Origin of the sequence: Falsiroseomonas sp. (assembly GCF_041690465.1) — a bacterium.
In the GTDB taxonomy this organism is placed as follows: Bacteria; Pseudomonadota; Alphaproteobacteria; order Acetobacterales; family Acetobacteraceae; genus Falsiroseomonas.
Map to the genome: position 1 here is coordinate 116,407 of NZ_JAWLHG010000002.1, position 21,187 is coordinate 137,593.

At 72.4% G+C, this 21,187-nt stretch carries 23 protein-coding genes; 8 read left to right on the forward strand and 15 right to left on the reverse strand.

Features of this window, described 5'->3' with window-relative positions:
• Nucleotides 1-46 precede the first annotated feature (46 nt).
• Complete coding sequence (locus ACESM1_RS02690; RefSeq protein WP_372617486.1) at nt 47-1,006, forward strand: S1C family serine protease; 960 nt, start codon at nt 47-49, stop codon at nt 1,004-1,006.
• Between the two features lie 24 nt (nt 1,007-1,030).
• Here ACESM1_RS02690 and ACESM1_RS02695 read toward each other — a convergent pair whose 3' ends face one another.
• Nucleotides 1,031-1,945, reverse strand: coding sequence for a DUF389 domain-containing protein (locus ACESM1_RS02695; protein WP_372617487.1), 915 nt, complete (start codon nt 1,943-1,945; stop codon nt 1,031-1,033).
• Nucleotides 1,946-2,132: 187 nt separating this feature from the next.
• Between ACESM1_RS02695 and ACESM1_RS02700 the strand changes: the two genes are divergently transcribed.
• Nucleotides 2,133-3,176 (forward strand): patatin-like phospholipase family protein, encoded by a 1,044-nt coding sequence (locus tag ACESM1_RS02700; protein WP_372617489.1) that lies wholly within the window; start codon nt 2,133-2,135, stop codon nt 3,174-3,176.
• Between the two features lie 117 nt (nt 3,177-3,293).
• Here ACESM1_RS02700 and ACESM1_RS02705 read toward each other — a convergent pair whose 3' ends face one another.
• On the reverse strand, nt 3,294-3,794 hold the full coding sequence (locus ACESM1_RS02705; RefSeq protein ID WP_372617490.1) for a DUF2202 domain-containing protein: 501 nt from the start codon (nt 3,792-3,794) through the stop codon (nt 3,294-3,296).
• Between the two features lie 326 nt (nt 3,795-4,120).
• On the opposite strand from ACESM1_RS02705, the gene ACESM1_RS02710 reads away from it, so the two are divergent.
• Complete coding sequence (locus ACESM1_RS02710; RefSeq protein ID WP_372617491.1) at nt 4,121-5,869, forward strand: sensor histidine kinase; 1,749 nt, start codon at nt 4,121-4,123, stop codon at nt 5,867-5,869.
• Between the two features lie 18 nt (nt 5,870-5,887).
• On the opposite strand, the gene ACESM1_RS02715 is transcribed toward ACESM1_RS02710, so the two are convergent.
• The 5 genes from ACESM1_RS02715 to ACESM1_RS02735 all read right to left on the reverse strand — a co-directional run bounded on the left by ACESM1_RS02715 (nt 5,888) and on the right by ACESM1_RS02735 (nt 10,291).
• Nucleotides 5,888-6,049 (reverse strand): hypothetical protein, encoded by a 162-nt coding sequence (locus ACESM1_RS02715; RefSeq protein WP_372617493.1) that lies wholly within the window; start codon nt 6,047-6,049, stop codon nt 5,888-5,890.
• Nucleotides 6,050-6,070: 21 nt separating this feature from the next.
• Nucleotides 6,071-6,823, reverse strand: a complete 753-nt coding sequence (locus ACESM1_RS02720; protein WP_372617495.1) for an SDR family NAD(P)-dependent oxidoreductase — start codon at nt 6,821-6,823, stop codon at nt 6,071-6,073.
• 110 nt (nt 6,824-6,933) lie between these two features.
• On the reverse strand, nt 6,934-8,439 hold the full coding sequence (locus ACESM1_RS02725) for a tripartite tricarboxylate transporter permease (protein ID WP_372617497.1): 1,506 nt from the start codon (nt 8,437-8,439) through the stop codon (nt 6,934-6,936).
• Between the two features lie 24 nt (nt 8,440-8,463).
• Complete coding sequence (locus tag ACESM1_RS02730) at nt 8,464-9,063, reverse strand: hypothetical protein (protein WP_372617498.1); 600 nt, start codon at nt 9,061-9,063, stop codon at nt 8,464-8,466.
• 220 nt (nt 9,064-9,283) lie between these two features.
• Complete coding sequence (locus ACESM1_RS02735) at nt 9,284-10,291, reverse strand: Bug family tripartite tricarboxylate transporter substrate binding protein (RefSeq protein ID WP_372617500.1); 1,008 nt, start codon at nt 10,289-10,291, stop codon at nt 9,284-9,286.
• Nucleotides 10,292-10,403: 112 nt separating this feature from the next.
• Here ACESM1_RS02735 and ACESM1_RS02740 point away from each other — a divergent pair, with 112 nt between their 5' ends.
• Both ACESM1_RS02740 and ACESM1_RS02745 read left to right on the forward strand, forming a co-directional pair.
• On the forward strand, nt 10,404-11,579 hold the full coding sequence (locus tag ACESM1_RS02740; protein ID WP_372617501.1) for a M20 family metallopeptidase: 1,176 nt from the start codon (nt 10,404-10,406) through the stop codon (nt 11,577-11,579).
• A gap of 163 nt (nt 11,580-11,742) precedes the next feature.
• On the forward strand, nt 11,743-12,726 hold the full coding sequence (locus tag ACESM1_RS02745) for a ketopantoate reductase family protein (protein ID WP_372617502.1): 984 nt from the start codon (nt 11,743-11,745) through the stop codon (nt 12,724-12,726).
• Here ACESM1_RS02745 and ACESM1_RS02750 read toward each other — a convergent pair.
• From ACESM1_RS02750 to ACESM1_RS02760, 3 genes are read right to left on the reverse strand one after another with little or no spacing between them, the layout of a single operon-like run.
• The gene (locus ACESM1_RS02750) at nt 12,708-13,154 is read right to left on the reverse strand and encodes a hypothetical protein (protein ID WP_372617504.1); all 447 of its coding nucleotides are present in this window, start codon (nt 13,152-13,154) and stop codon (nt 12,708-12,710) included. The two genes, ACESM1_RS02745 and ACESM1_RS02750, sit on opposite strands and share 19 nt — an antisense overlap.
• On the reverse strand, nt 13,151-14,080 hold the full coding sequence (locus tag ACESM1_RS02755; RefSeq protein WP_372617899.1) for a hypothetical protein: 930 nt from the start codon (nt 14,078-14,080) through the stop codon (nt 13,151-13,153). Before ACESM1_RS02755 ends, ACESM1_RS02750 begins: the two co-directional genes overlap by 4 nt.
• On the reverse strand, nt 14,080-14,793 hold the full coding sequence (locus ACESM1_RS02760; protein ID WP_372617506.1) for a TenA family protein: 714 nt from the start codon (nt 14,791-14,793) through the stop codon (nt 14,080-14,082). The genes ACESM1_RS02755 and ACESM1_RS02760 overlap by 1 nt, the downstream gene beginning before the upstream one ends.
• Nucleotides 14,794-14,861: 68 nt before the next feature.
• On the opposite strand from ACESM1_RS02760, the gene ACESM1_RS02765 reads away from it, so the two are divergent.
• Together ACESM1_RS02765 and ACESM1_RS02770 are read left to right on the forward strand one after the other, a co-directional pair.
• On the forward strand, nt 14,862-15,464 hold the full coding sequence (locus ACESM1_RS02765) for a cytochrome b (RefSeq protein WP_372617508.1): 603 nt from the start codon (nt 14,862-14,864) through the stop codon (nt 15,462-15,464).
• A 50-nt stretch (nt 15,465-15,514) separates the two neighbouring features.
• Nucleotides 15,515-16,255: a PEP-CTERM sorting domain-containing protein gene (locus tag ACESM1_RS02770; RefSeq protein WP_372617509.1), complete on the forward strand. Its 741-nt coding sequence runs from the start codon at nt 15,515-15,517 to the stop codon at nt 16,253-16,255.
• Here ACESM1_RS02770 and ACESM1_RS02775 read toward each other — a convergent pair.
• On the reverse strand, nt 16,248-16,472 hold the full coding sequence (locus ACESM1_RS02775; RefSeq protein ID WP_372617511.1) for a hypothetical protein: 225 nt from the start codon (nt 16,470-16,472) through the stop codon (nt 16,248-16,250). The two genes, ACESM1_RS02770 and ACESM1_RS02775, sit on opposite strands and share 8 nt — an antisense overlap.
• A 149-nt stretch (nt 16,473-16,621) precedes the next feature.
• Between ACESM1_RS02775 and ACESM1_RS02780 the strand changes: the two genes are divergently transcribed.
• A complete protein-coding gene (locus ACESM1_RS02780; protein ID WP_372617512.1) occupies nt 16,622-16,954 on the forward strand; it encodes a DUF1491 family protein in 333 nt (110 codons plus the stop codon).
• Here the strand turns inward: ACESM1_RS02780 and ACESM1_RS02785 are convergent.
• The 4 genes from ACESM1_RS02785 to upp form a co-directional block, all read right to left on the reverse strand.
• Nucleotides 16,923-18,251: a phytanoyl-CoA dioxygenase family protein gene (locus tag ACESM1_RS02785; RefSeq protein ID WP_372617514.1), complete on the reverse strand. Its 1,329-nt coding sequence runs from the start codon at nt 18,249-18,251 to the stop codon at nt 16,923-16,925. The genes ACESM1_RS02780 and ACESM1_RS02785 overlap by 32 nt on opposite strands.
• Before the next feature lie 105 nt (nt 18,252-18,356).
• Nucleotides 18,357-19,193: an oxaloacetate decarboxylase gene (locus ACESM1_RS02790; RefSeq protein WP_372617515.1), complete on the reverse strand. Its 837-nt coding sequence runs from the start codon at nt 19,191-19,193 to the stop codon at nt 18,357-18,359.
• 17 nt (nt 19,194-19,210) lie between these two features.
• Nucleotides 19,211-20,410 carry a hypothetical protein gene (locus ACESM1_RS02795; RefSeq protein ID WP_372617517.1) on the reverse strand — a complete coding sequence of 400 codons (1,200 nt, stop codon included), beginning with the start codon at nt 20,408-20,410 and terminating at the stop codon, nt 19,211-19,213.
• A 131-nt stretch (nt 20,411-20,541) separates the two neighbouring features.
• Nucleotides 20,542-21,174, reverse strand: coding sequence for a uracil phosphoribosyltransferase (gene upp, locus ACESM1_RS02800; RefSeq protein ID WP_372617518.1), 633 nt, complete (start codon nt 21,172-21,174; stop codon nt 20,542-20,544).
• Nucleotides 21,175-21,187 lie beyond the last annotated feature (13 nt).

The following is a 21,187-nucleotide window of genomic DNA, read 5'->3' on the forward strand; positions in this document are numbered from 1 at the left end:
GGCGCGGGGCGCCACTTCCCATTTTGGGAAGGCGAAAGGACTTCCGATGCTCGATGCCCCCGTGCCCCCTGACCTGGCGCCCGATGCCGCCCTGCTGGACGCCTATTCCGCCGCCGTCACCGCCGCGGTCGAGCGCGCCGGCCCGGCCGTGGTCAACGTCGCCGTGCGCGGCGCCCGTGGCGGCGGCGCCGGCTCCGGCGTGGTGGTCTCGCCGGACGGGCTGATCCTGACCAACAGCCATGTCGTCGCCGGCGCCGAGGCGATGCTGGTGGCCACCGCCGAGGGGCGCCGCTTCCCCGCCCGCTTGCTCGGCGACGATCCCGACACCGACCTTGCCCTGCTGCGCGCCGAGACCGACGCGGCGCTGGCATCCGCCAGCCTCGGCGATTCCGCGGCGCTGCGGCCGGGGCAGCTGGCGATCGCCATCGGCAACCCGCTCGGCTTCTCCTCGACGGTCACGGCGGGCGTGGTCAGCGCGCTGGGGCGGACCCTGCGCGGCGCGACGGGCCGGCCGATCGAGGATCTGATCCAGACCGACGCCTCGCTCAATCCCGGCAATTCCGGCGGCGCGCTGGTGGACAGCCGGGGCGAGGTGGTCGGCATCAACACCGCGATGATCGGTGGCGCGCAGGGCATCTGCTTCGCGGTCGCCGCCAACACCGCGCGCCTCGTCCTCGGCCAGCTCGTGCGGTTCGGGCGCGTGCGTCGTGCGCGCCTCGGCCTCTCCGGCCAGCTCGAAGCCGTGCCCCGCCGCTTCGCGCGCCTGCACGGCCTCGTCCAGGCAACGGCCGTGCTGGTGACGGAGGTGCAGCGCGGCAGCCCGGCCGACCGCGCCGGCGTGGAGCGCGGCGACCTGCTGCTCTCGGCCGGCGGCGAGAGGATGCTCGGCGTGGATTCGCTGCTGCGCTGGCTCTCCGGCGAGCGCGTCGGCGCGGCGGCGGAACTCCTCCTGCTCCGCCGCGGCGACCTCCGCCGCCTGACGGTCACGCCGGAGGAGCGGGGATAGCAGCGCCGGCCGGGAGGCGCCGGCTCAGTCGAACACCCGCCGGTGATGCAGGAACCGGCGCTTCAGGGCCAGGACCGTGCCGCCGGCGAGCAGCACGCACAGCACCTCGACGCCCCACCGCAGCAGGCCGCCAAGGGCGAGCCCCGGATTGCCCGAGGCAAGCCCCACGCCGACCAACGCCATGCTCGGCACCAGTGCGAGCGCGACCATGACGCCGGTGGCGAACACCGTCAGCCGGGCGCTCACGATGGTGGCGCCCGCCACGCCGGCCACCAGCGAAACGGCGATGCCGCTCGCCTGGACGCTCGACCAGTACCCGGCCCAGTGCAGCCCCGGCAGGTCCGCGGCTGCGCGCCCCTGCAGGAGGAGGGCGAGCGGCAACGCCGCCGCCGCCCCGGCCGCCATCGCAAGATAGCCGGCGAGGCTCGACCGCAGCCCTGCTCCCGCGGCGTGCCGATGGCCCATGATCCCGAACAGGACGCGCAGCAGCGGCTCGAATCCCGGCGCGATCAGCATCGCCCCGAGCACGATGTGCAGCGTGTCCGACACCAGTCCGAAGGCCGCCACCGCCCCCGATGTCCCCATCAGCAGGAGGAAGTTGCGCGTCACGTTGGTGTCGCGCCGCAGCTGCTCGCCCATCTCCTCCCAGGCGGCCTCGTTGCCCTGCCGATCGAGCTCCTGCAGATGTCGGGGCGCGATGATGGCGGTCGGCTCGCCCAGCGTGACGGAGCCCTCCTCGAACACGCCGGCCTCGTCCAGCATCCCCAGGATCGCGAGGGCCGCCTCGTTCGTCGCGTCGATGCTGACGACGTCACCCGGCGGGCTCACCGATGCGCCGACCTGCAGGGTCACGCTCGCGACCCCCGGCATCTCCTGGAGGCGCTGCATGATCCGCACGCGCAGTTCGGGTGCCAGGCTGAGTTCAATCTTTCGGGACATCGGGGCTCCGGCACGGGGTGGGAGGTTCGTCCGAGCCTGCAACGCCGCGGAGCGCAACTTCGTCCGGGTCGGGATGCACGCCGCCATCCTCCGTCATCTCCGAACGGGCCGTACCGGCGCGCCGCGCCGGTTTGCACCGCTACCCCTCCTCCCGCTACGCTTCGATCACGATGGACGGAGGCGCGACATGCCCGGCACGGTGCGGATCCTTTCGCTCGATGGCGGCGGCATCCGCGGGCTGATCCCGGCCGTCGCGCTCGGCCGCATCGCCGCGGCGCTGAACATCCCGGGCAAGGCGCTGGCCGACAGCTTCCACCTCGTCGCCGGCACCTCCACCGGCGGCATCATGGCCGCCGGGCTCTGCGCGCCGGGGGGCAATCGCCACGGGCCGGCGGAACTCGCCGAGCTCTACACCGCGCATGGCACCACCATCTTCCCGCCCGGCGCCTGGGGGCGCCGCAACCCGATCACCGAGTGCAAATACGATCCCGCGCCGCTGGAAAGGGTGCTGCTGTCGCGCCTGGGCGAACTGCAGCTGTCCGAGGCGAAGCCGGAGCTGATGGTCACCGCCTGGGACCTCGAACGCGCGCGGCCCAAGCTGTTCTGCTCCTGGCGCGCGCGCCTCACCTCGTCGGAGGATTTCCGGCTGCGCGACGTGGCGCGCGCCACCTCCGCCGCGCCGACCTATTTCCCGCCGGCGATCGTGCACTCGCTCGACGCCAACTACCCCAAGGACCAGCGCCGCCATGCGCTGGTGGATGGCGGCGTCTTCGCCAACGACCCCGCCGCGCTGGCACTCGCCGAGGCGCGGCGGCTGTTCCCGCTGGCGGACCGCGCGGTGGTGGTGTCGCTCGGCACCGGCGCGCGGATCAACCGGATCGACGGCGACAAGGCCTGCCACTATGGCTTCGCCGGCTGGCTGCCCGGCCTGATCGACGTGTTCATGGACGGCGCCTCGGCGCTCGCCGAGCATGAGCTGATGCTGCGCCAGGCGCGCGACGAGCTGGCCTATTTCCGCCTGCAGCTCGCGCTCGATCCGCCGCCCCCCGCCTTCACCATGGACGACGTGGCGGCGCCGACAATCGCCGGTCTGCAGAAGCTCGGCGAGCAGGTCTTCGCGCGCTTCGAGGCCTCCGGCGCGCTGAACGGGCTCAGGATCGAGCTGGCGAAGCCCATGACGAGCGCCGCCGCGCTCGGCTATGCGCCGAACGCGCCGGGGCCGCGTCTGTAGGACCCGCGGGCCGGCCGCCATGGCGTCGCGGCCGCGCGCGCCTCGTCGCTTGGCCTGCCGCACCCGCACCGGGCGGGCATCTGTCCGCCCGGTGCGAAGCGGCAGGGTCGGCCGGGCTCAGCCGAGCAGCTCGTATGCCGCGGTGAAGGCGGCGAGGTGGTTCTCCGATCCGTCCTCGAGCGAGGCGTAGGCGCGGTCGAGGCCCGGATCGTCCGTTTCATCCTGCGCCGCCTGCAGGGTCAGGAGGTCCTCGTTCTCGATGTGGATGCCGACCTCCAGCGCGTCCTCATAGGAGAGGCTGCCCTTGGCGAGCAGGGTCTCATAAAGTTCCTGCAACTCGGCATCGAGGAACTCGCCCGTCCCGGTCGGCAGCTCGCTGGTGTCCACGCCGAGGCGGTCCGCCTGACGGAGCAGCGCGTCCAGATGCCGGTCCTCGGAGCCGGCTATCTGGTCGAAGATCCTTGCGTCGTACAGATCCGCAAAGGCCTCGTACACGTCGCCCGCGAGCTTCTCCTCCTCGATCGCAAAGAGAAGGGTCGCGATCTCCTCCGCGCTGAGATCCTCGCTTGTGCCGCCGGCGGGCTGCGTGGCGCCGCGTGCATGTTCAGACTTCGCCATACGCTCGTTCTCTCGATGAAGGTTGGGCAGAACGTCCTTCGGACGACGATCCGCATAAATCGGTCTGCTAAATTAGTCAAAGCTAATATATGGACGGGTTGCGATACGAGCTCGTCGGCATCACGGAGCGTCCGGCGCCCGGAGGCGGCGAGTCCCATGGCGAGCGCTGCCACACCATGCGCCGGCTGCGCCGGGGCAAGCCTCTGACGCTGACGTGTTGCCAACGGCTTCGCGGGCGGGGGATAGTGTTCCGGCCCTGCCGCGGCCATCCCGCCAAGGTCAGCGAAACTGCGAGCAGAGTTCCGCGTGTCGAGTTCCGCGTGCCGATGACGATCTTCGCAGTGCAGCGGGGTGCCACGGCGCGGCGACCTCCGGGTGTGCCGGTCCGCCTCTACGTCCTCTGCATCACGCTTGCCGCCGTGCTGCCCCTGCTCGGCCTGGCCGCCCTGCTCGCGGTGCGCTTCGTCGCAGCGGAGACGGAGCGGTTCGAGCGTGCGGTGCGTGACTCGACCTTCGCCGCCGCGCTCGCGGTGGAGCGTGACCTCAGCGCGAGCATCGCCGTGCTGCGTGCGCTCGCCACCTCGCAGGCGCTGCAGAGCGGCAACCTCGCCGCCTTCCACGAACAGGCCAGGGCCGTGCGCGACGTCCTCGGCGCGAATGTGATCCTGCGCAGCCCGCGGGGCCGGCAGCTCGTCTCAACCTTCTACGCCTGGGGTGAGACGCTCCCCGCCCGCAGCTCGCTTCTGCCCTGGGATCCGCAGGTGCTGTCCAGCGGGCAGCCGGTGGTGACCGGCCACTATGTCGGCATCACGGGCGGCGTGCACAGCTATGCCATCGTCGTCCCCGTGAAGCGCGACGGCGAGATCGCCTGGCTGCTGCATGCAAGCTTCGACACAAGACGGCTGCGCGACATCCTGCTCGCCGCCCGTGTGCCGGAAGGGGCCCAGGTCGCCATCCTCGACAGTCAGCGGGTGATACTCGCCCGCCGCGAGCTCCACGAGCAGGCAGTGGGCGGCACAGCCGAGGTGCCGCGGGAGACGGACGACGAGACGGTATGGCGCCGTACCAGCCGGAGCGGGCAGGAGGTCTTCGCCGCCCTCCGCCGGCTGCCCAGCGCCGGCTGGTATGTCGGCGTCGGCGTGCCGGTCGCGACGGTGCTCGTGCCGCTCCGCGGTGCGCTCTGGACCGCCGCGGCCGCGGGTGGCGCCCTGCTGGCGCTCGCCCTGGCCGGTGCGTGGTTCTTCGGCCGCCACCTCGCCCGCACGATCGGCGCGCTCACCGCCTATGGGGAGGCGCTCGAGGGCGGGCAGCCGGCGACGCCGCCGGAGAGCGCCGTGCGCGAGGTGAACGAGGTCGGTGATGCCCTGGCTGCCGCCGCCACGCGCCACAAGCTCATGCTGCACGAGCTGAACCACCGCGTGCGCAACACGCTGGCCATGGTGGATGCGCTGGTGCGCCTGACCGCACGCCACGCGAAGGGGGTCCCCGACTACGAGGCGCGCCTCTCCGAGCGGATCCGCGCCCTGGCCCAGACGCACGTGCTGCTCGCCGGCACGCATGGCGCCGGGGCGGCGCTGGCCGAGGTGCTGCGCAGCGAGCTCGCGGCGCACGACACGGGGCGCGCCGGGCGGTTGCGGCTGGACGGGCCGCCGGTCACGCTGGCCGCCCGGCAGGCTGCCTCCTTCGGCATGCTGGTGCATGAGCTCACCACCAACGCCACCAAGTACGGCGCGCTCTCCCGCAGCGAGGGACGCATCGCGGTCGCTTGGCGGGTGGAACCGCCGGCGACCGGCGACGGCCTTCCGCAGCTCGTGCTGGACTGGGTGGAATCCGGCGGCCCCCCGGTCATGCCGCCGCGTCGCAGGGGCTTCGGAACCGCCCTGATCGAGCGCGCCCTGGCCCGCGATCTCGGCGCCACGGTCACCGCGGACTACGCGCCCGAGGGGCTGCGTTTCCGCCTGGTCATGCCGCTGCCCGCATCGCCCGGCGCTGCCGCTGCGCCAGGGTCGGCATCCGGCGCCGCCCTGGCCTGCCCGCTCGCGCCCGAGCTCGGGAGCTCGGCGGCGGCGCCCTGAACCGCGTCCGGCGCCCGGCTATTTCCGGCGGACCAGCGCGACCAGGAGCACCACCGCCGCGACCAGTGCCACCGCCACCATGCCCTGTACGATGGTGAAGTTCTCCGCCTCGCGCGCCACGAACAGCGCCGCGATGGCGCCCGCCGCGACCAGCAGCCCGCGTATGGCCCAGCCGATCATCGCGCCCGCTCCCGTGAAGGCTCAGTGGCTCGAACGCAGCGTGCCGCCATCCACATGGATCACCTGGCCGGTGATGTAGCGCGCGCGCGGCGAGCAGAGGAAGGTCACCAGCACGCCGAGGTCCTCCGGCTCGCCGATGAAGCCGACCGGCACTTCCTTCTCCGCCCAGTCGCGCCGCGCTTCCTCGGTCGGCAGGATCCGGGCGTCGATCTGCTCCGAGCGGATGCGGCCGGGCGGCACGCTGTTCACCGTGATGCCGTCGCGGCCGAGCTGGCGGGACAGCGCCTTGGCCCAGATGTGCACCGCCCCGTTGGGCGCATTCGCCGCGTTGATGATGTGCGGCTCGTCGGAGCCGGTGAGGTTCACGATCCGGCCCCACTTGTTCGCGCGCATCGAAGGGATGATCGCATGCGCCATGCGCCTTCCCGCGTGGAAGTTGATCTCCATCGCCTCCATCCAGACCTCGTCGCTGCCGAGGTCGGTCTGCGGGCGGCTGCCGCCGGCATTGTTGACCAGGATGTCGCAGCGCCCGAAGCGGCCGAGCACCGCATCCCGCGTGCGCTCCGCCGCACCCTGGCTGGTGAAGTCCTCGACGATCAGCAGCGGCTCCGCGCTGGCGGGCAGGCTGGCGGCAAGCTCCTCCAGCAGCGGCCGCCGCCGGGCCAGCAGCGCGAGCTTGCATCCTTCCTGGGCCAGCAGCCGCGCGATGCAGCGGCCAAGCCCGGCCGAGGCGCCGGTGACCAGTGCCACCTTGCCCTGAAGCTGCAGGTCCATCGCATTCCTCCTCCGGCGTGTCGGTGCGCAGGGTGCGACGCCGCGCGCGCAAACGAAAGGGGCCGCCCCCTCGCGGGAGCGGCCCCTCGATGGAAGGCGGCGCGCAGCTCCTATTCGGCCAGCGCCGCATCCTTCTTCTTGCGGATGTTCGGCAGCAGCATGGTGATCAGCGCGAGTGCGGCGATGGCCAGCAGCGTGGCCGAGATCGGCCGCTCCACGAACACCAGCACATCGCCGCGCGACAGCAGCATGGCGCGGCGCAGATGCTCCTCCATCATCGGGCCGAGCACGAAGCCGATCAGCAGCGGCGCCGGCTCCATCCTGAGCTTGGAGAACAGGTAGCCGAGGATGCCGAAGGCCAGCACCTGATAGACGTCGAAGACGTTGTTGTTGATCGAGTATGAGCCGATCGCGATGAACACCAGGATCGACGGATACATGAACTTGTAGGGCACCTGCAGCAGCTTCACCCAGATGCCGATCATCGGCAGGTTGATGACCAGCAGCATCAGGTTGCCGACCCACATCGAGGCGATCAGGCCCCAGAACAGCTCGGGCTGCGCCTCCACCATGCGCGGCCCGGGCTGGATGCCCTGGATGATCAGCGCGCCCACCATCAGCGCCATCACCGCGTTGCCCGGGATGCCGAGCGTCAGCAGCGGGATGAAGCTGGTCTGCGAGGCCGCGTTGTTCGCGCTCTCCGGCCCCGCCACGCCCTCGATCGCGCCGGTGCCGAACTCGTGCTTGTACTTCGAGAGGCGGCGCTCCATCATGTAGGAGCCGAAGGCCGAGAGCGCGGCGCCGCCGCCGGGCAGGATGCCCAGCGCCGAGCCGAGCATCGTGCCGCGCAGGATGGACGGGATCGCGCGCTTCCACTCCGCCTTGGTCAACCACAGGCTGCCGACCTTGGAGGACAGCGCGTTGCGGCTCTCCGGCCGTTCGAGGTTGAGGATGATCTCGGAGATGCCGAACAGGCCCATGGCGAGCGAGGCGAAGCTGAGCCCGTCCGAGAGTTCCGGCACGCCGAAGGTGAAGCGCTGCTGCCCGGTCTGCACATCGGTGCCCACCAGGCCGAGCGAGACGCCGACGGTCACCATGCCGATCGCCTTCATCACGGAGCCCTGCGCGAGCACCGCGGAGATGATCAGGCCGAGCAGCATCAGCGAGAAGTAGTCGGCCGGTCCGAAGGAGAGCGCGACCTCCGTCAGCAGCGGCCCCGACGCGGCGACGAAGATGGTGGCGACCGTCCCGGCGAAGAAGGAGCCGATCGCCGCGGTGGCCAGCGCCGCGCCGGCGCGTCCGCGCCGGGCCATCTTGTAGCCTTCAATGGTGGTGACGACGGCCGAGACCTCGCCTGGCAAGTTCAGCAGGATCGCCGTGGTCGAGCCGCCGTACTGCGAGCCGTAATAGATGCCGGCGAGCATGATGATCGCCGTCGTCGCCGGCTGGCCGAAGGTGATCGGCAGCAGCAGGGAGATGGTGGCCACCGGCCCGATGCCCGGCAACACGCCGATGGCGGTGCCGATCACGCAGCCGATGAAGCAGAACAGGATGTTCTCGAAGGTCAGCGCGACGCTGAGGCCGAACGCAAGATTGCCGAGGAGTTCTTGAATCATGAGGGTGATCTCCGGCTGCGCGCGTCACTGCGTGAGGAACACGGGCCAGACCGGGACCCGGATGTCGAGATAGGCGATGAACACCAGGTAGCAGAGCACGGCGAGGAACAGGATCATCCCGATCACGCCCTTCACCCGGTGCTGTGTCTCGGCCAGCGCGGCGACCGCCGTGCAGCCGGCAATGGAGGCCATCAGCCCCAGGTCCTCCAGCATCAGGCCGAACACCGCCAGGCCGGCATGGACCAGACCCACCGGCCGCCATCCCGGCGCGACGGACAGGCCGAGGCAACCCGCCAGGGCCCCCCAGCCCAGCGAATACCAGCCGGTGAACAGGCCGGTCGCCTCGGAGGCATAATAGCCGAGGAAGAAGGTCACGATGCCGATCGGAACCGCCAACATCTCGAGGCGCGTCCAGCTGGCGAGCGGGTCGGGCCCGCTGAACAGCCCGGCAACGATCACCGCGATCCCGAGCCCCCCCAGAACCAGGAAGGCCAGCATCGGCATGTAGCCGGGGCCCATCCGGCGCGCGTCGCCCAGTGTGTGATCGGTGTTCAGCCAGAGACCGATGATCGCAAGCAGGATGAAGATCCCGCCTGCCAACAGGTCCTTCGTGTTTATCTTCATCGCCACCTCGTTCCTGCCCGGCCCGCCGCCGCGCCCCGACCCGTTCCACAAACACGTAACGCCGCCGAACCCTTGGCGGACCGGCGGGACATCGGAGCGCCTGGTGATCTGCCGTCACCTCTCCGCTCCGCGCCCCAACCCTATGCACCACACCGCCCGGCACGCAATCGTGAGCGGCGAAAAAAGTCACACCCGGCTCATCCGCCGGGCGCCGCCCGGTTCAGTCCACCGCCGCGCCCGAGGCGCGGACCACCGGCGCCCAGCGCTCGACTTCCGCAGCGACGAAGCTGCTGAATTCCACCGGCGTCATGTCGCCGGGCGAGCCGCCAAGCTCGGCGAAGCGCGCCCTCGCGGTCGGGCTGGAGATCACCGCCATCACCTCCCGGTGCAGCCGCTCGACGATCGCCGGCGGCATGCCGGCCGGACCGGACAGCGCGAACCAGGAGGTGCTGACCAGGTCGAAGCCCTGCTCGCGGAAGGTCGGCACTTCGGGGAAGGAGGGATGGCGCTCCGCGCTGCTCATCGCGACGGCGCGCACGCTGCCCTGCCGGATGTGGCCGGCGGAGGAGGGCAGGCTGTCCGACATCATCGGCACCTGGCCCGCGATCACCGCCTGCATCGCCGGCCCGGCGCCGCGGAACGGCACATGCGTGAACGGGATGCCCGCAAGCTGCGAGAAGCGGACGATCAGCAGGTGGTTCGAGGAGCCGGCCCCGGAGGAGGCCATGTCCAGCCCGCCCTGGCGCTCCTTCGCCATCCGCACGATGTCGGCCAGGCTGCTGATGCCGCTGTCCTTGTTCACCACCCAGGTCGAGGGGTTGGTGATTACCATCGCGACATGGGTGAAGGATTGCACCGGGTCGTAGCGGACGCGCCGGCCGTAGAGGGTGGGGCTGATGCCATGGCTGGCGATGTTGCTCATCACCAGCGTCTGCCCATCCGGCGCGGCATCCGCGACGACCTGGCTGCCGGTGGTCGCGCCGGCACCGGGCCGGTTCTCCACCACCACGGAGACACCGAGGCGCTGGCCGAGGCCCTCGGCGAGGAAGCGGGCGGAGATGTCCGTGCTGCCGCCGGGCGCGAAGGGCACCACGAGGCGGATCGGCCCGTTCGGCCAGGACTGCGCGCGCGCCATGCCCGGCACCGCCAGGGTCGTTGCCGCTGCGCCCAGCAGCACACGGCGGGAAACCGTTGCCCGCGCGTCGTTGTTCCGAACGTCTCCACGCATCTTCTTCGACATCCCCCTCCCGGAGTTTGACCAGCCTATTGCACGTGCTTTCTGGCGCCTGCAAGCCGCCCGCCTTGCCAATGACCACATCTTCACTCGAACATGCGGCCGCATGACCGCAAACGATCCCTCCCGTCGCATCCGCGATGCCGCCGCCGCGATCGAGGCCCGCCTCGTCGCCATCCGTCGTGACATCCACGCCCATCCCGAGCTCGCCTTCGAGGAGGTGCGCACGGCCGGCATCGTCGCCGCCGAGCTCGCCCGGCTCGGCATCGCCCACCGCACCGGGCTCGGCGGCACCGGCGTGCTCGGCGTGATCGAGGGCGGGCGTCGCGGTCCCACGCTGGCCATCCGCGCCGACATGGATGCGCTGCCGATCGCCGAGGAAACCGGCCTGCCCTATGCCTCCACCGTTGCCGGTAAGATGCATGCCTGCGGCCACGACATCCACACCGCGACCCTGCTCGGCGTGGCCGAGGTGCTGAAGGATCTGGCGCCGATGCTCGCCGGCCGCGTGCTGCTGGTGTTCCAGCCGGCCGAGGAGGTGCTGCAGGGCGCCGCCGCGATGATCGCCGATGGCGCGGCGGAGGGCATCGACCTCGCGCTGGGATTCCACAACCAGCCGGACATCGCGGTGGGGCGCTTCGGCTTCGCCCCCGGCGCCTGCCTCGCCGCCTCGGACCGCTTCGACCTGGTGATCCGCGGGAAGTCCGGCCATGCGGCGCATCCGCATGCCGCGGTGGACCCGATCGTCGCCGCCGCCGCCTTCGTCGCGCAGGCGCAGACCGTGGTGAGCCGGGAGATCCGCCCGATCCATCCCGCGGTGGTCACCATCGGCAGCTTCCAGGGCGGCGCGACCTACAACATCATCCCCGAGCGCGCGGCGCTGAAGGGCACCGTGCGCACGCTGCACGCGGAAGCGCGCGAGCTGGCGGAGGCCGCGATCCGCCGCCTGGCAACTGGCCTCGAGACGACGATGCGCGTGCAATGCGCGCTCGACTACCAGCGCATGGTGCCGCCGCTGGTCAACGACGAGCGCGTGCTGCGCCCGGTGCTGGGCGCGGTGCGCGCGCAGTTCGGCGAGCTGATCGAGGAAGGCGAGCCTTCCATGGGCAGCGAGGACTTCTCCGCCTTCGCCGCGCTGGCGCCGGCTGCGCATCTGCGCATCGGCAGCGGCGCGCCCGGCCGCGCCGACCGCCTGCACAATGCGCAGTACCAGCCCGACGAGCGCTGCATCGCCCTCGGCGTCCAGGCGCTGAGCCGCGCGGCGGTGGAGATGTTGGCGTGAACTGTCGCTGGCAGCCGGCTCAGCCGGCTGAGGCCGCGAATGCGGCCCGCGCACAGACAGGATTTGCCGCAAGCGCAACAGTGGCCTGCGCGTCGCACCGGAGGCGTGCCTTGGGCACGACGCCAAGCGCGCGGAGCGCGCGCCGGGGCTTGAGGACGAGACTATGAAGATCTGCGTCTATGGTGCCGGCGCCATCGGCGGCCACATCGCCGCCCGCCTTGCGCGTGGCGGCGCCGAGGTGTCGCTCGTCGCGCGCGGCGCGCATCTCGCCGCCATTCAGGCGAACGGCCTCACCGTGCACGCCCATGACGGCACGCACCATTCCCGCCCGCAGGCCAGCGCCGACCCGCGCGAGCTCGGCCCGCAGGATGCGGTGATCGTCACCGTGAAATCGCCCGCGCTGCCCTCCGTCGCCGCCGGCATCGCGCCGCTGCTGCGGGCCGATACGCCGGTCGCCTTCGTGATGAACGGCATACCCTGGTGGTATTTCGACCAGCACGGCGGCCCGCATGACGGCCTGCGCCTGGCCGAGGCCGATCCCGGCGACGCGGTGCGCGAGGCGGTCGGCGTCGCGCGCACCATCGGCGGCGTGGTCTATTCCGCCACCGAGGTCATCGCGCCGGGCGTGGTGAAGTCCGAGCACGGCAACATCCGCGTCATCCTCGGCGAGATCGATGGCCGCATCAGCGAACGCGCGCAGGCCATCGCCGCGGTCATCGCCGCCGGCGGGATGCCCTGCCCGGTTTCGCCCGACATCCGCTTCGAGGTCTGGTCGAAGCTGCTCGGCAATCTCGGCACCGGGCCGCTCTGCGTGCTGAGCGGCATGGGCGTGCGCGACGCCTTCGCCGATCCGGTGATCCGCGCCGCCGCGCGCCGCAGCGCGGAGGAAGGCCTGGCGATCGCCCGCGCGCTGGGCCGCGCACTGCCGGACAGCGCGGTGGACCGCGTCGCGGCGAACAACATGCTGCACAAGCCCTCGATGCTGCAGGACCTCGAGCTCGGCCGCCCGATGGAGATCGACAGCCTTCTCGCCCTGCCGCTGAAGCTCGCCCGGCTGGCCGACGTGCCGACGCCGCAGCTCGACCTGCTGGTCGCGCTGGTGAAGCAGGTGGCGCGCGCGAAGGGCCTCTACCCGCCGATGGGATAGGGGATCGGCTTCAGATCCGGCGGCACCCAGCCGCGCCGCGCCTCCGCCGAGAACAGCACGGCATCCGACCAGTGCCGCGCCATCACCGCCTTGCCGCCCGCGAGCGGCCCCGCGAGCAGCGCATTGACGCGCGCATGCGCCGGGCGCGTGAAGTCGTCCCGCGCCAGCGCATGGCGGATCGCGGCGAGGAAGAACAGCGTGATCGTCTCGTGGTAGCCGCGCGTGTCGCTGTTCGGCACGCCGTGGCGCTCGTTCAGCCGCCGGATCAGCGCCGGCAGCGCCGTGTCCGGCGCGATCTCGGGCCGCAGCAGGATCAGCCCGGCCGTGGCGGCCAGATGCCCGGCATGAGTCCAGCGCGCCTTCGGCAGCGTCGCATCGAGCAACGCCTGCACATGCGCCGCCAGCGCATCGTCGTCGTCGAAGGTCACGCCATATCCTTCGGCATGTCGGTCTGTCCGAGCACCCATCCCTCCCAGCGGCGGATCCAGGGATCGTCCGGCACATGGTCCGGCCGAATCCCATCCAGCACCGCAACAAGACACAGCAGCCCGAGCACGCAGTCCAGCCGGTCCTCGCCGGTCGCATCCGCGCCGAACCCCTCGGCGACCGCCTCCGCCAGGGCAGGGGAGGGCGCCACGCGCAGCCGCGCCATCGCGTCGCGCAGCGCCCCGGCCAGCGCCAGGCGCGGCGGCTGCGCCCGCTTGCTGCCCGTCATGCGCAGGCCGAGCTGGCGCAGCGCCTCCGCCGGATAGACCTCCGCCAGCACCGCGCGCCCCGGCGCCCGCAGCCCGTGCACCGCCCCGGCGAAGGGCCAGAGTGCGATCGGCGCGCCCGCTGCCAGCGCCGGCGCCAGCCAGTCCCGCCAGGCCGCGATCGCCGCCTTGCCCGACTGGTTGGCGCCGAGCGTCCAGAATACCGGTGCGCCCGCCGGCCGCGTGGCGGTGGCGCGGTCGCAGAGCCGCGACAGGCCGCGCGCCGAATCGAGCCCGAGTGCGGCCGCATGCGCCGCCCGCGTCATCCCCCTGATGCCGCGCGCGGGATAGAAGGGCCGCGCCGGCGACACCGTCTCCAACGTCGAGCTCGGCTCGAAGAAGCCGGGCTCGCGCGCCAGGCCGGCGAGCATCGCCGGGAAGTCCCGCTCGCCGCGCGCCGCCGCCCAGCCCCGCGGCACGCCGAGCGGCAGGTCGAGCCCGAGCGCCACCGGCATCCCCTCCGCCAGCAGCGACGGCAGCAGCTTCGCGGTGTCGCCGACGGGGCGCGGCGCCTCCGCCATCCAGCCGCCCGCGCCGCGGCGCGCCAGCGCCATCCAGCGCTTGCGCGGGTCGACGCTCCAATCCGCATGCGCGGCGAGCATCACCCGGCCGGCAACGCCTCGTCATACGCCGAGTCGAAGAACGCCCGCTCCAGCCTGGCCGCGCGCGTGAACAGCGCCCGCACCCGCGCCCGCGCGCCGGCATCGAGCGCCATCACCTCCCGGTCCAGCGCCGCCCGCAGCCCCTCCACGAAGCCCTCGAAATAGGGGCTCCCATGCAGGTCCACCCATTCGGCGCACCAGAAGGGCTCCGGCGGCCTGCTGTCGCGCGCCGGCCGCGCCCAGCTCAGATACACCCACTCCGCCACGCAGAGCACGGCGAGCTGCTCGGCATGGCGAGGGCTCTCCGCCGCTTCCACCATCAGCGCCCGGAAGCCCTGCGCCGCCTCCGACAGCGGCGGATCGCGCCGCAGCGGCTCCGGCACGCCCAGCGCGTCGAAGCTGCGCACGAAATAGGTGTTCTCCTCCGAGCAGAGCAGCCCCATGAACCGCCCGAGCGGCAGCCGCGCCGCCAGGTCCGGCGCGGTATGGATGGCGCGGCCGAGCAGCGCGCAGAAGGCGCCGATGAACTGGTAGTCCTGCACCAGGTAGCGCCGCATCACCTCCGCCGGCACGCGGCCCTCGTTGCAGGCGATCGCGAAGCGATGCCCGACCGCCGCGCTCCAGTCGGGCTCCGCGGCGCTGCGCAGCCACTCGGTCGGGCGCGCGCCGGGATGGTCGGCCCGGAAATCCGGCCAGTCGGGGACCTCGCTCATGCCGCTTTCGCTTCCATCTTGTGGGTTCGCTCATGCCATAATGGCGCGAGCGACGGGAGACGCGAGAGATGGACCAGGCCACCACACCGCCGCCCGTCATGTCGGCGCCCGAGCCGATCCGCGGGCAGGATACGCTGCACCCGGACGGCCAGTATTCGCGGCTCGCCAAGGTCTTCCACTGGACCACCGTGCCGCTGCTGTTCCTGGCGATCGCCACCGGTCTCGTCATCCGCTTCATCAAGGACGAGCCGAAGATGGACTTCTACGCCCTGCACGAGAGCACGGGGCTGATCATCCTGTTCATCTCGATCGCGCGGCTGTCCTGGCGCGGCTTCTCCACGCCGCCGCTGCTGCCGGAGCACATCCCGGCCAACATCCGCCGCGCGGCGAACGGCGTGCACCACGCGCTCTATGCCGCGCTGATCATCCAGCCCTTGCTCGGCTTCTTCACCACCAACGCCTATGGCTTCCCCCTGCAGGGCGAGACCGCCTTCCTCGGCTTCATCGACCTGCCGAAGTTCATGGAGGCGAACGAGACACTGGCGACGGTGCTGCATTGGGCGCACAGCCTCATCGGCTGGTCGCTGCCCTTCCTGCTGGCGGCGCATATCGGCGGCGCGATCTACCACCACGCGCTGCGCAAGGACGGCACGCTGCTGCGGATGCTGTGAGGTGCCTTGAAGGCCTTGCCGGGGTTCACCCGGCCAAAGGGAGGACCAGGATGCCTGCCCCGCTGCGACCCGGCGCCCTGGCGCTTGCTCTCGCCGTGACACCCATCGCGGCCGCGCATGCTGCCGTCATCGGCCAGACCGACACCTTCCAGGATCTCACCTTGAGCGGCTGGTTCGCCGGTGGCGGGGCGTTCGTGGCGACGCCTGCCGTGCCGCCCGCGGTGACCGCCAGCGGCGGGCCGGCCGGCGCCGGCGATGCCTTCATGCTCGTCACCGCGACCGGCGGAAGCGGGCCGGGCAGCCGCCTCGTCGCACAGAACGACACCCAATGGGCCGGAAACTACCTGGCCGCCGGGATCACCGGCATCGCGCTCGACCTGCGCAACTTCGGCACATCCGACCTTGCGATCCGGCTGGAACTGCTGCGCATCCCGGACGACCGCATCATCACCAGCGTGGCGGCGCTGCTGCCGGCCGGAGGCGGTTGGACCAACGTCTCGTTCAGCCTGGCGTCACCCGACCTCACCGCCCTGCTCGGCGCTGCCGGGGACGCGCTCGGCGGCCTGTCGCTGCTGCGCATCGTCCACGCGCCGACCGCCGCCTTCACGGGTCCGAGCGTCGCCGTGCCCGTCATCGCGCAGCTCGGGGTCGACAACGTCACTGCTCTCGGCACCACCGGCGGCGGTGGCGGCATTGCAGTCCCGGAGCCCTCCGGCCTGCTGCTGCTCGCGACCGGCCTGCTCGCCCTCGGTGCCGCCGCCCCGCGCCGCCGGCTGCGCACCTCTACTTGAGCGGCTGCTGCGCCTTCTCCAGCAGCCGGCCGAACCAGCCCTTCTTTTCCGGCGCCGCGGTGGCCGCCGCGCGTGCCTCCTTCGCCGCCTCGGCGGCTTCCGCGCGGGCGCGCTTGTCCTTCTCGGCCAGCCACTTCTCCAGCGACATGCCGGCCTTGGCGGCGCGCCGCGCCTCGTAGGCGCGCTGGCCTTCGGTGAGGTCCTGGTGCTTGCTCATGGGAAGGGTCCTCCGGATCGGGTCGCGGAGGGGCGGCGCCGCCCCGCAGCGTGAATCCGATCCGCAAACAGAAACTGCCGGTGAATGGACCGGCGCGCGTCGTCGGGCAAGGGCTTGCGCGACGTCGCAACGCCGCCGAGACTCTGCCCATGGAACCGCGTGTGAAGGCCGGCATCTGGGTGAGCATGGCCACCCGCCTCTCCGACATCGCCGGCCGCCCGGCGGCGGTGATCCGCAAGGGCGACCCCGATGCCGGGGGCATCCTCTGCGTGCTGCGCGGACGCGAGGGCCTGGTCGTCCTCTCCCAGGTCCGCGACGCCGAGGGCCGCCCCGCCTGGCTGCGCGCCACCGGCCCCGCTCCGGTCGAGGAACAGGCCGCCGACGCCTATATCGAGCGCCAGGTGAAGCGCGACCCCGACCTCTGGGTGGTCGAATTCGAAGCGCCGGACTTCAAGCCGCCCTTCGAGGCGAAGATCCTGTAGCCCCGCCGCCGACCACCGCAGCGCCCGGCGGAAGTGCATCCGGCGCGGCCGGCAGCGCCCATTGCCAGGCCGGCGCCGCCGCATCCAGCCGCGCTTCCGCCAGCAACTCGCTGCGGGCAAAGGGCAGCCGCACCCGGATCACCCGGATCCAGAGCGGCACCGGCCGGCGCCAGGGCAGCCAGCGCCGCGACACGGCGAATTCCCGGGCGCCCTCGGGCAGCTTCGCGACGATGTCGTTCTTCGCCTCCGAGCGCAGCCGCGCCCCGCCCGCGCTCACCCGCGCCAGCCGCGCCACCTGCGCCGCGCCGCAGGGCTCGATCCGTGCGGTCCCGGCCAGTGCCGGCGCGGTGGAGACCGTCACCCACAGCTCGCCTTCGCCGATCAGCCGGATCAGCCGGCTCGCATCGCGCTTGTTCTCGGTGGTGTGGTTGGCCGCCGCCGGCGCCATGCCCACCCGGTCGCCGAGGCTGGCCGGGCGGAGCGCGAAATCCGGCTTCTCCGCCGGCAGCGCCGCCAGGCGCGGCGACCAGTCCTCCCACATCCCGGCGCCTGGCCGCTGCTGCGCCAGGCGCGCGTGGTCGCTGCGGATATAGTCGCAGAACAGCGCCATCCTGATCCGGTCGCTGAAATTGAGGCTCGGCGCATGCAGCAGCCGGTGATGGATCAGGAACACGTCGCCGGCCCGGCCCGTCAGTTCCAGCGGCTCCTGCTGCGCGTATTCCGCCGCCAGGCGCTCGTAGTCCGGCCCGGCCATGAATTCCAGCCGCGATCCGAAGGTCGGGAAGAGCGCCCGGTGGCTGCCCGGCCAGACCAGCAGCCCGCCTGCGCCCGCCGGCACATCGTGCAGATAGCCGGTGGCGATCAGGTGCACCGGATGCGCCTCGACATGCGGCTTGCAGAAGCGCGCCACCTGCCGCGATTCCGCGAAGGGCGCGATCAGGTACAGCCCGCGGTAGCGCACCGCGACGTCATGCCCCAGCAGCTCGCGCGCGGCTGCGGCGAGCGGCGAGGCGGGACCGGCGGCGGCGATCGCCACCGCGTCCGATTGCAGCGCGCCCTTCTGGAACTTGAGATGCCCGCGCCGGTAGGCGAGGCCGGCGGAGTGGCAGGAATCCGTGACCTCTCCCCGCCAGCTGGCCGGATCGTCGCGCGCCCATTCCGGCGGCAGGCGGCTCCAGCATTGCTCCATGAGCCGCGCGCAGCTCTGCGGCTCCAGCGCGTTCAGGCGGAGGAAGCCGTTGCGCGCGAAGAAGGCGAACTGGTCCTCGGCGAGCATCGCGCGGCCGCCCTCCATCATGCCGGGTCGGCAATCATGCCGTGTCCGGGCCGTGGAAGATTCTACCTGGCCGTGCCCGGAACGGACAACGGTCCCGCGATCCCGAAGCCGCGATGCGCCGGCCCGCTATCCGCCGAACAGCCGGTTCAGCTCGCCCCCCGGCAGCCGCCCGCCGAGCGCGTCGAAGCGTCCCGCCTTCAGCTCCGCCACCGCCCGCGCCACCGCCCCCCAGGCGACGCCGGCCAGCGCACCGCCCAGGCTGACCCGCCGCACGCCGAGTGCGGCGATCTCATCCAGCGTCAGCCCGATCGGCCGGCTCAACAGGAGGTTCACCGGGCGCGGCGCCGCCGACCGCACAACCGCCGCGATCTGATCCGGCGTCGTGAGGCCGGGGACGTAGAGCACCTCCGCCCCCGCCTCCGCATAGGCCGCGATGCGCTTCAGCGATTCCGCCAGCGGATCAGGGTGGCCCGTCAGGAAGCATTCCGCCCGCCCGACCAGGATGCCGCGCCCCGGCGCCGCATCGCAGGCAGCGCGCGCCGCCTTCATCCGCGCCACCGCCTCGGCCAGCGGAAACAATGGCCGCGCGGGATCGCCCGTCGCATCCTCCACCGAGAGCGCGGCCACGCCCGTCTCCAGGCAGCGCGCGACGGCGCGCCCCACGCCCTCGTCATCGGCGCCGTAGCCATGGCCGAAATCGGCGTTCACCGGCAGGGACGTCGCGCCGACGATCTCCGCCACATGCGCCAACACCGCGTGGAGATCCATCGCGCCATCGGCGAGCCCCCGCGACCAGGCCGCGCCGGCACTGGTCGTCGCCAGCGCGCGGAACCCCTGCGCCGCGAGATACTTCGCCGTGCCGACGTCCCACGGATTCGGCAGCACGAAGCAGCCTTCCGTATGCAGCGCGCGGAAGGCCTCGCGCCGCGCGCCCGAAGCCGCCGGATCCTGCATGCTGCCCATCATCGGCTCCTGTCTCATCACGCCACGTGCCGCGTCCGGATGATGCGCCCATCCGCCAGCGCGATCGCATGCAGATCCTGGCTCATGCGGTCCGGGGTCGCGACCAGCCAGAGACGCCCCGGCTCGACCATGGCGAAGGCGATGTGTTCCGCCGTGGGAAGCGGGGTTTCCCACAGCGTCGTCCCGTCCAGCCGCAGCCGGCGCACCCATTCGTCCATGCCGCTCACCTGCCCGACCTGCGCCAGCAGGATTGAGGGCGGGTCCTCCAGCCCGAGCAGCCGGCCCGGCCCCGCCACCAGCAGCCCGCCGGCCGGCACCGGCGCGACGCCCGGCACCGGCTCGGCCACCTCCAGCACGCCGCCGCCGCCCTCCGCATCGCGCACCCGCCCGCGCCAGAGCCGGGAGGGACCGGCCTGCGGCATCGGCGGCAGGAAGGCACCGCCTTCATCCTGCACTCCGACCGCCCCGGTGATCGCCATCTCCGCGGGCAGCAGCCCGAACCAGGCCGCGCCGATCCGTCCCTCCCGCGCCAGCGCGGGGCCGGCGAAGGCAGGGGCGGGGTAGAGCGGCGGCCAGGGCTCGGCGCGCGGCGCGCCGCGCGGTGCGGCAATGCGCGCGTCCGGATCGAAGGCGAAGCCGCCGCGACCCGACGACGCGCCATCGACGATCAGCGCCTCCGCGAGGCTGAGCCGCCCGCGCAGCCCCGGCCGGTCCAGGCCGAGATCGGGATTGAGGCGCATGAGCTCCGCCTGGTCCATCGTGCGGCCCATCCAGCCCGGCCCGGCCGCGACGAGCTGGTCGGCCCAGACCCAGGCCGTGTCGCCCTGGGCCGCGATCAGCCGTGCATCCGGCGCGCCGCCCGTCGGGACCACGGCGACCCGCACCTGCGCCGCCCGCCAGATGTCGTCGGCCAGGTAGGAGGTGACCTCCAGCATCTCGCGTTGCGCCGGAGTCTCGAGCGGGACATCCCAGTCGCGCATCTCGACGCGGCTCAGCACGAGCAGCGCTTCCTCCGCCCCGAGATCGCCGGGCAGCGTCCCGCGCGGGTCGGCCTCCCGCCCGGCGGGCTGGCGAAGCTCCATGCGCGCGCGGAGCAGCGGGGGGATGATGCGGCGGTTGTCGAAGCGCTGCTTCCGCTCCGCCTCGGGAAACAGCGCCGGGATGCCGACCGTGAGCCCGGCGAGGAGGGCGCCGATCGCGCCGATGCCGCCGATCACCAGCCGGCGGCCGGACCTGTGCGACGCCGCATGGTTCTCGGGCGCGGGCAGCTTCCGGCGAGGGGGCCGTGGAGCGGAACCTGGTCGCTGTCGCTGTGCATCCATCCTGGCGGTGCTCCAAACTGGCTGTGCTACCCCTCCGTCCCGAAGCAGCGGTCGCCGGCGTCGCCCAGCCCCGGCACGATGAAGCCGCGCTCGTTCAGCCGCTCGTCCAGCGCCGCGGCATGGATCGGCACGTCCGGATGCGCCGCGCGCAGCGCCGCGACACCTTCCGGCGCGGCGACCGCGCAGACGAAGCGCAGATGCGGCGCGCCGGCCTCCTTCACCCGCGCGATCGCGGCGATGGCGCTGCCGCCGGTGGCCAGCATCGGGTCGAACAGGATCGCACCCCGCGTCACCACCTCCGGCGGCATGCGCAGCAGGTACTGGCTGGGCTTCAGCGTGTGCTCGTCCCGCACCAGGCCGACATGGCCGACGGGTGCCTCCGGCAGCACCTGCATCCCGCCTTCCATCAGCCCCAGCCCGGCGCGCAGCACCGCGACGAGCACAGGTTCGGGCCCGGCCAGCACGCGGTGGTCCATGGCGCTCAGCGGCGTGGTGACCTTCGCCGTCCGCGAGGGCAGGTCGCGCGTCGCCTCGATGGTCAGGATGGCGCCGATCTCGGCGAGCAGGCGGCGGAACCGCGGCGAGGGCGTCGCCACGTCGCGCAGCTCCGCCATCCGGTGGCTGAGCAGCGCGTGGTCGGAGACATGCAGGTCGGCCATCGGGCGGCATCCG

Bases quoted from the DNA above. Each gene is read 5' to 3' on its own strand.
- ACESM1_RS02690 (WP_372617486.1), top strand. From the start codon at position 47: ATGCTCGATGCCCCCGTGCCCCCTGACCTGGCGCCCGATGCCGCCCTG.
- ACESM1_RS02695 (WP_372617487.1), bottom strand. From the start codon at position 1,945: ATGTCCCGAAAGATTGAACTCAGCCTGGCACCCGAACTGCGCGTGCGG.
- ACESM1_RS02700 (WP_372617489.1), top strand. From the start codon at position 2,133: ATGCCCGGCACGGTGCGGATCCTTTCGCTCGATGGCGGCGGCATCCGC.
- ACESM1_RS02705 (WP_372617490.1), bottom strand. From the start codon at position 3,794: ATGGCGAAGTCTGAACATGCACGCGGCGCCACGCAGCCCGCCGGCGGC.
- ACESM1_RS02710 (WP_372617491.1), top strand. From the start codon at position 4,121: ATGACGATCTTCGCAGTGCAGCGGGGTGCCACGGCGCGGCGACCTCCG.
- ACESM1_RS02715 (WP_372617493.1), bottom strand. From the start codon at position 6,049: ATGATCGGCTGGGCCATACGCGGGCTGCTGGTCGCGGCGGGCGCCATC.
- ACESM1_RS02720 (WP_372617495.1), bottom strand. From the start codon at position 6,823: ATGGACCTGCAGCTTCAGGGCAAGGTGGCACTGGTCACCGGCGCCTCG.
- ACESM1_RS02725 (WP_372617497.1), bottom strand. From the start codon at position 8,439: ATGATTCAAGAACTCCTCGGCAATCTTGCGTTCGGCCTCAGCGTCGCG.
- ACESM1_RS02730 (WP_372617498.1), bottom strand. From the start codon at position 9,063: ATGAAGATAAACACGAAGGACCTGTTGGCAGGCGGGATCTTCATCCTG.
- ACESM1_RS02735 (WP_372617500.1), bottom strand. From the start codon at position 10,291: ATGCGTGGAGACGTTCGGAACAACGACGCGCGGGCAACGGTTTCCCGC.
- ACESM1_RS02740 (WP_372617501.1), top strand. From the start codon at position 10,404: ATGACCGCAAACGATCCCTCCCGTCGCATCCGCGATGCCGCCGCCGCG.
- ACESM1_RS02745 (WP_372617502.1), top strand. From the start codon at position 11,743: ATGAAGATCTGCGTCTATGGTGCCGGCGCCATCGGCGGCCACATCGCC.
- ACESM1_RS02755 (WP_372617899.1), bottom strand. From the start codon at position 14,080: ATGCTCGCCGCGCATGCGGATTGGAGCGTCGACCCGCGCAAGCGCTGG.
- ACESM1_RS02760 (WP_372617506.1), bottom strand. From the start codon at position 14,793: ATGAGCGAGGTCCCCGACTGGCCGGATTTCCGGGCCGACCATCCCGGC.
- ACESM1_RS02765 (WP_372617508.1), top strand. From the start codon at position 14,862: ATGGACCAGGCCACCACACCGCCGCCCGTCATGTCGGCGCCCGAGCCG.
- ACESM1_RS02770 (WP_372617509.1), top strand. From the start codon at position 15,515: ATGCCTGCCCCGCTGCGACCCGGCGCCCTGGCGCTTGCTCTCGCCGTG.
- ACESM1_RS02775 (WP_372617511.1), bottom strand. From the start codon at position 16,472: ATGAGCAAGCACCAGGACCTCACCGAAGGCCAGCGCGCCTACGAGGCG.
- ACESM1_RS02780 (WP_372617512.1), top strand. From the start codon at position 16,622: ATGGAACCGCGTGTGAAGGCCGGCATCTGGGTGAGCATGGCCACCCGC.
- ACESM1_RS02785 (WP_372617514.1), bottom strand. From the start codon at position 18,251: ATGATGGAGGGCGGCCGCGCGATGCTCGCCGAGGACCAGTTCGCCTTC.
- ACESM1_RS02790 (WP_372617515.1), bottom strand. From the start codon at position 19,193: ATGGGCAGCATGCAGGATCCGGCGGCTTCGGGCGCGCGGCGCGAGGCC.
- upp (WP_372617518.1), bottom strand. From the start codon at position 21,174: ATGGCCGACCTGCATGTCTCCGACCACGCGCTGCTCAGCCACCGGATG.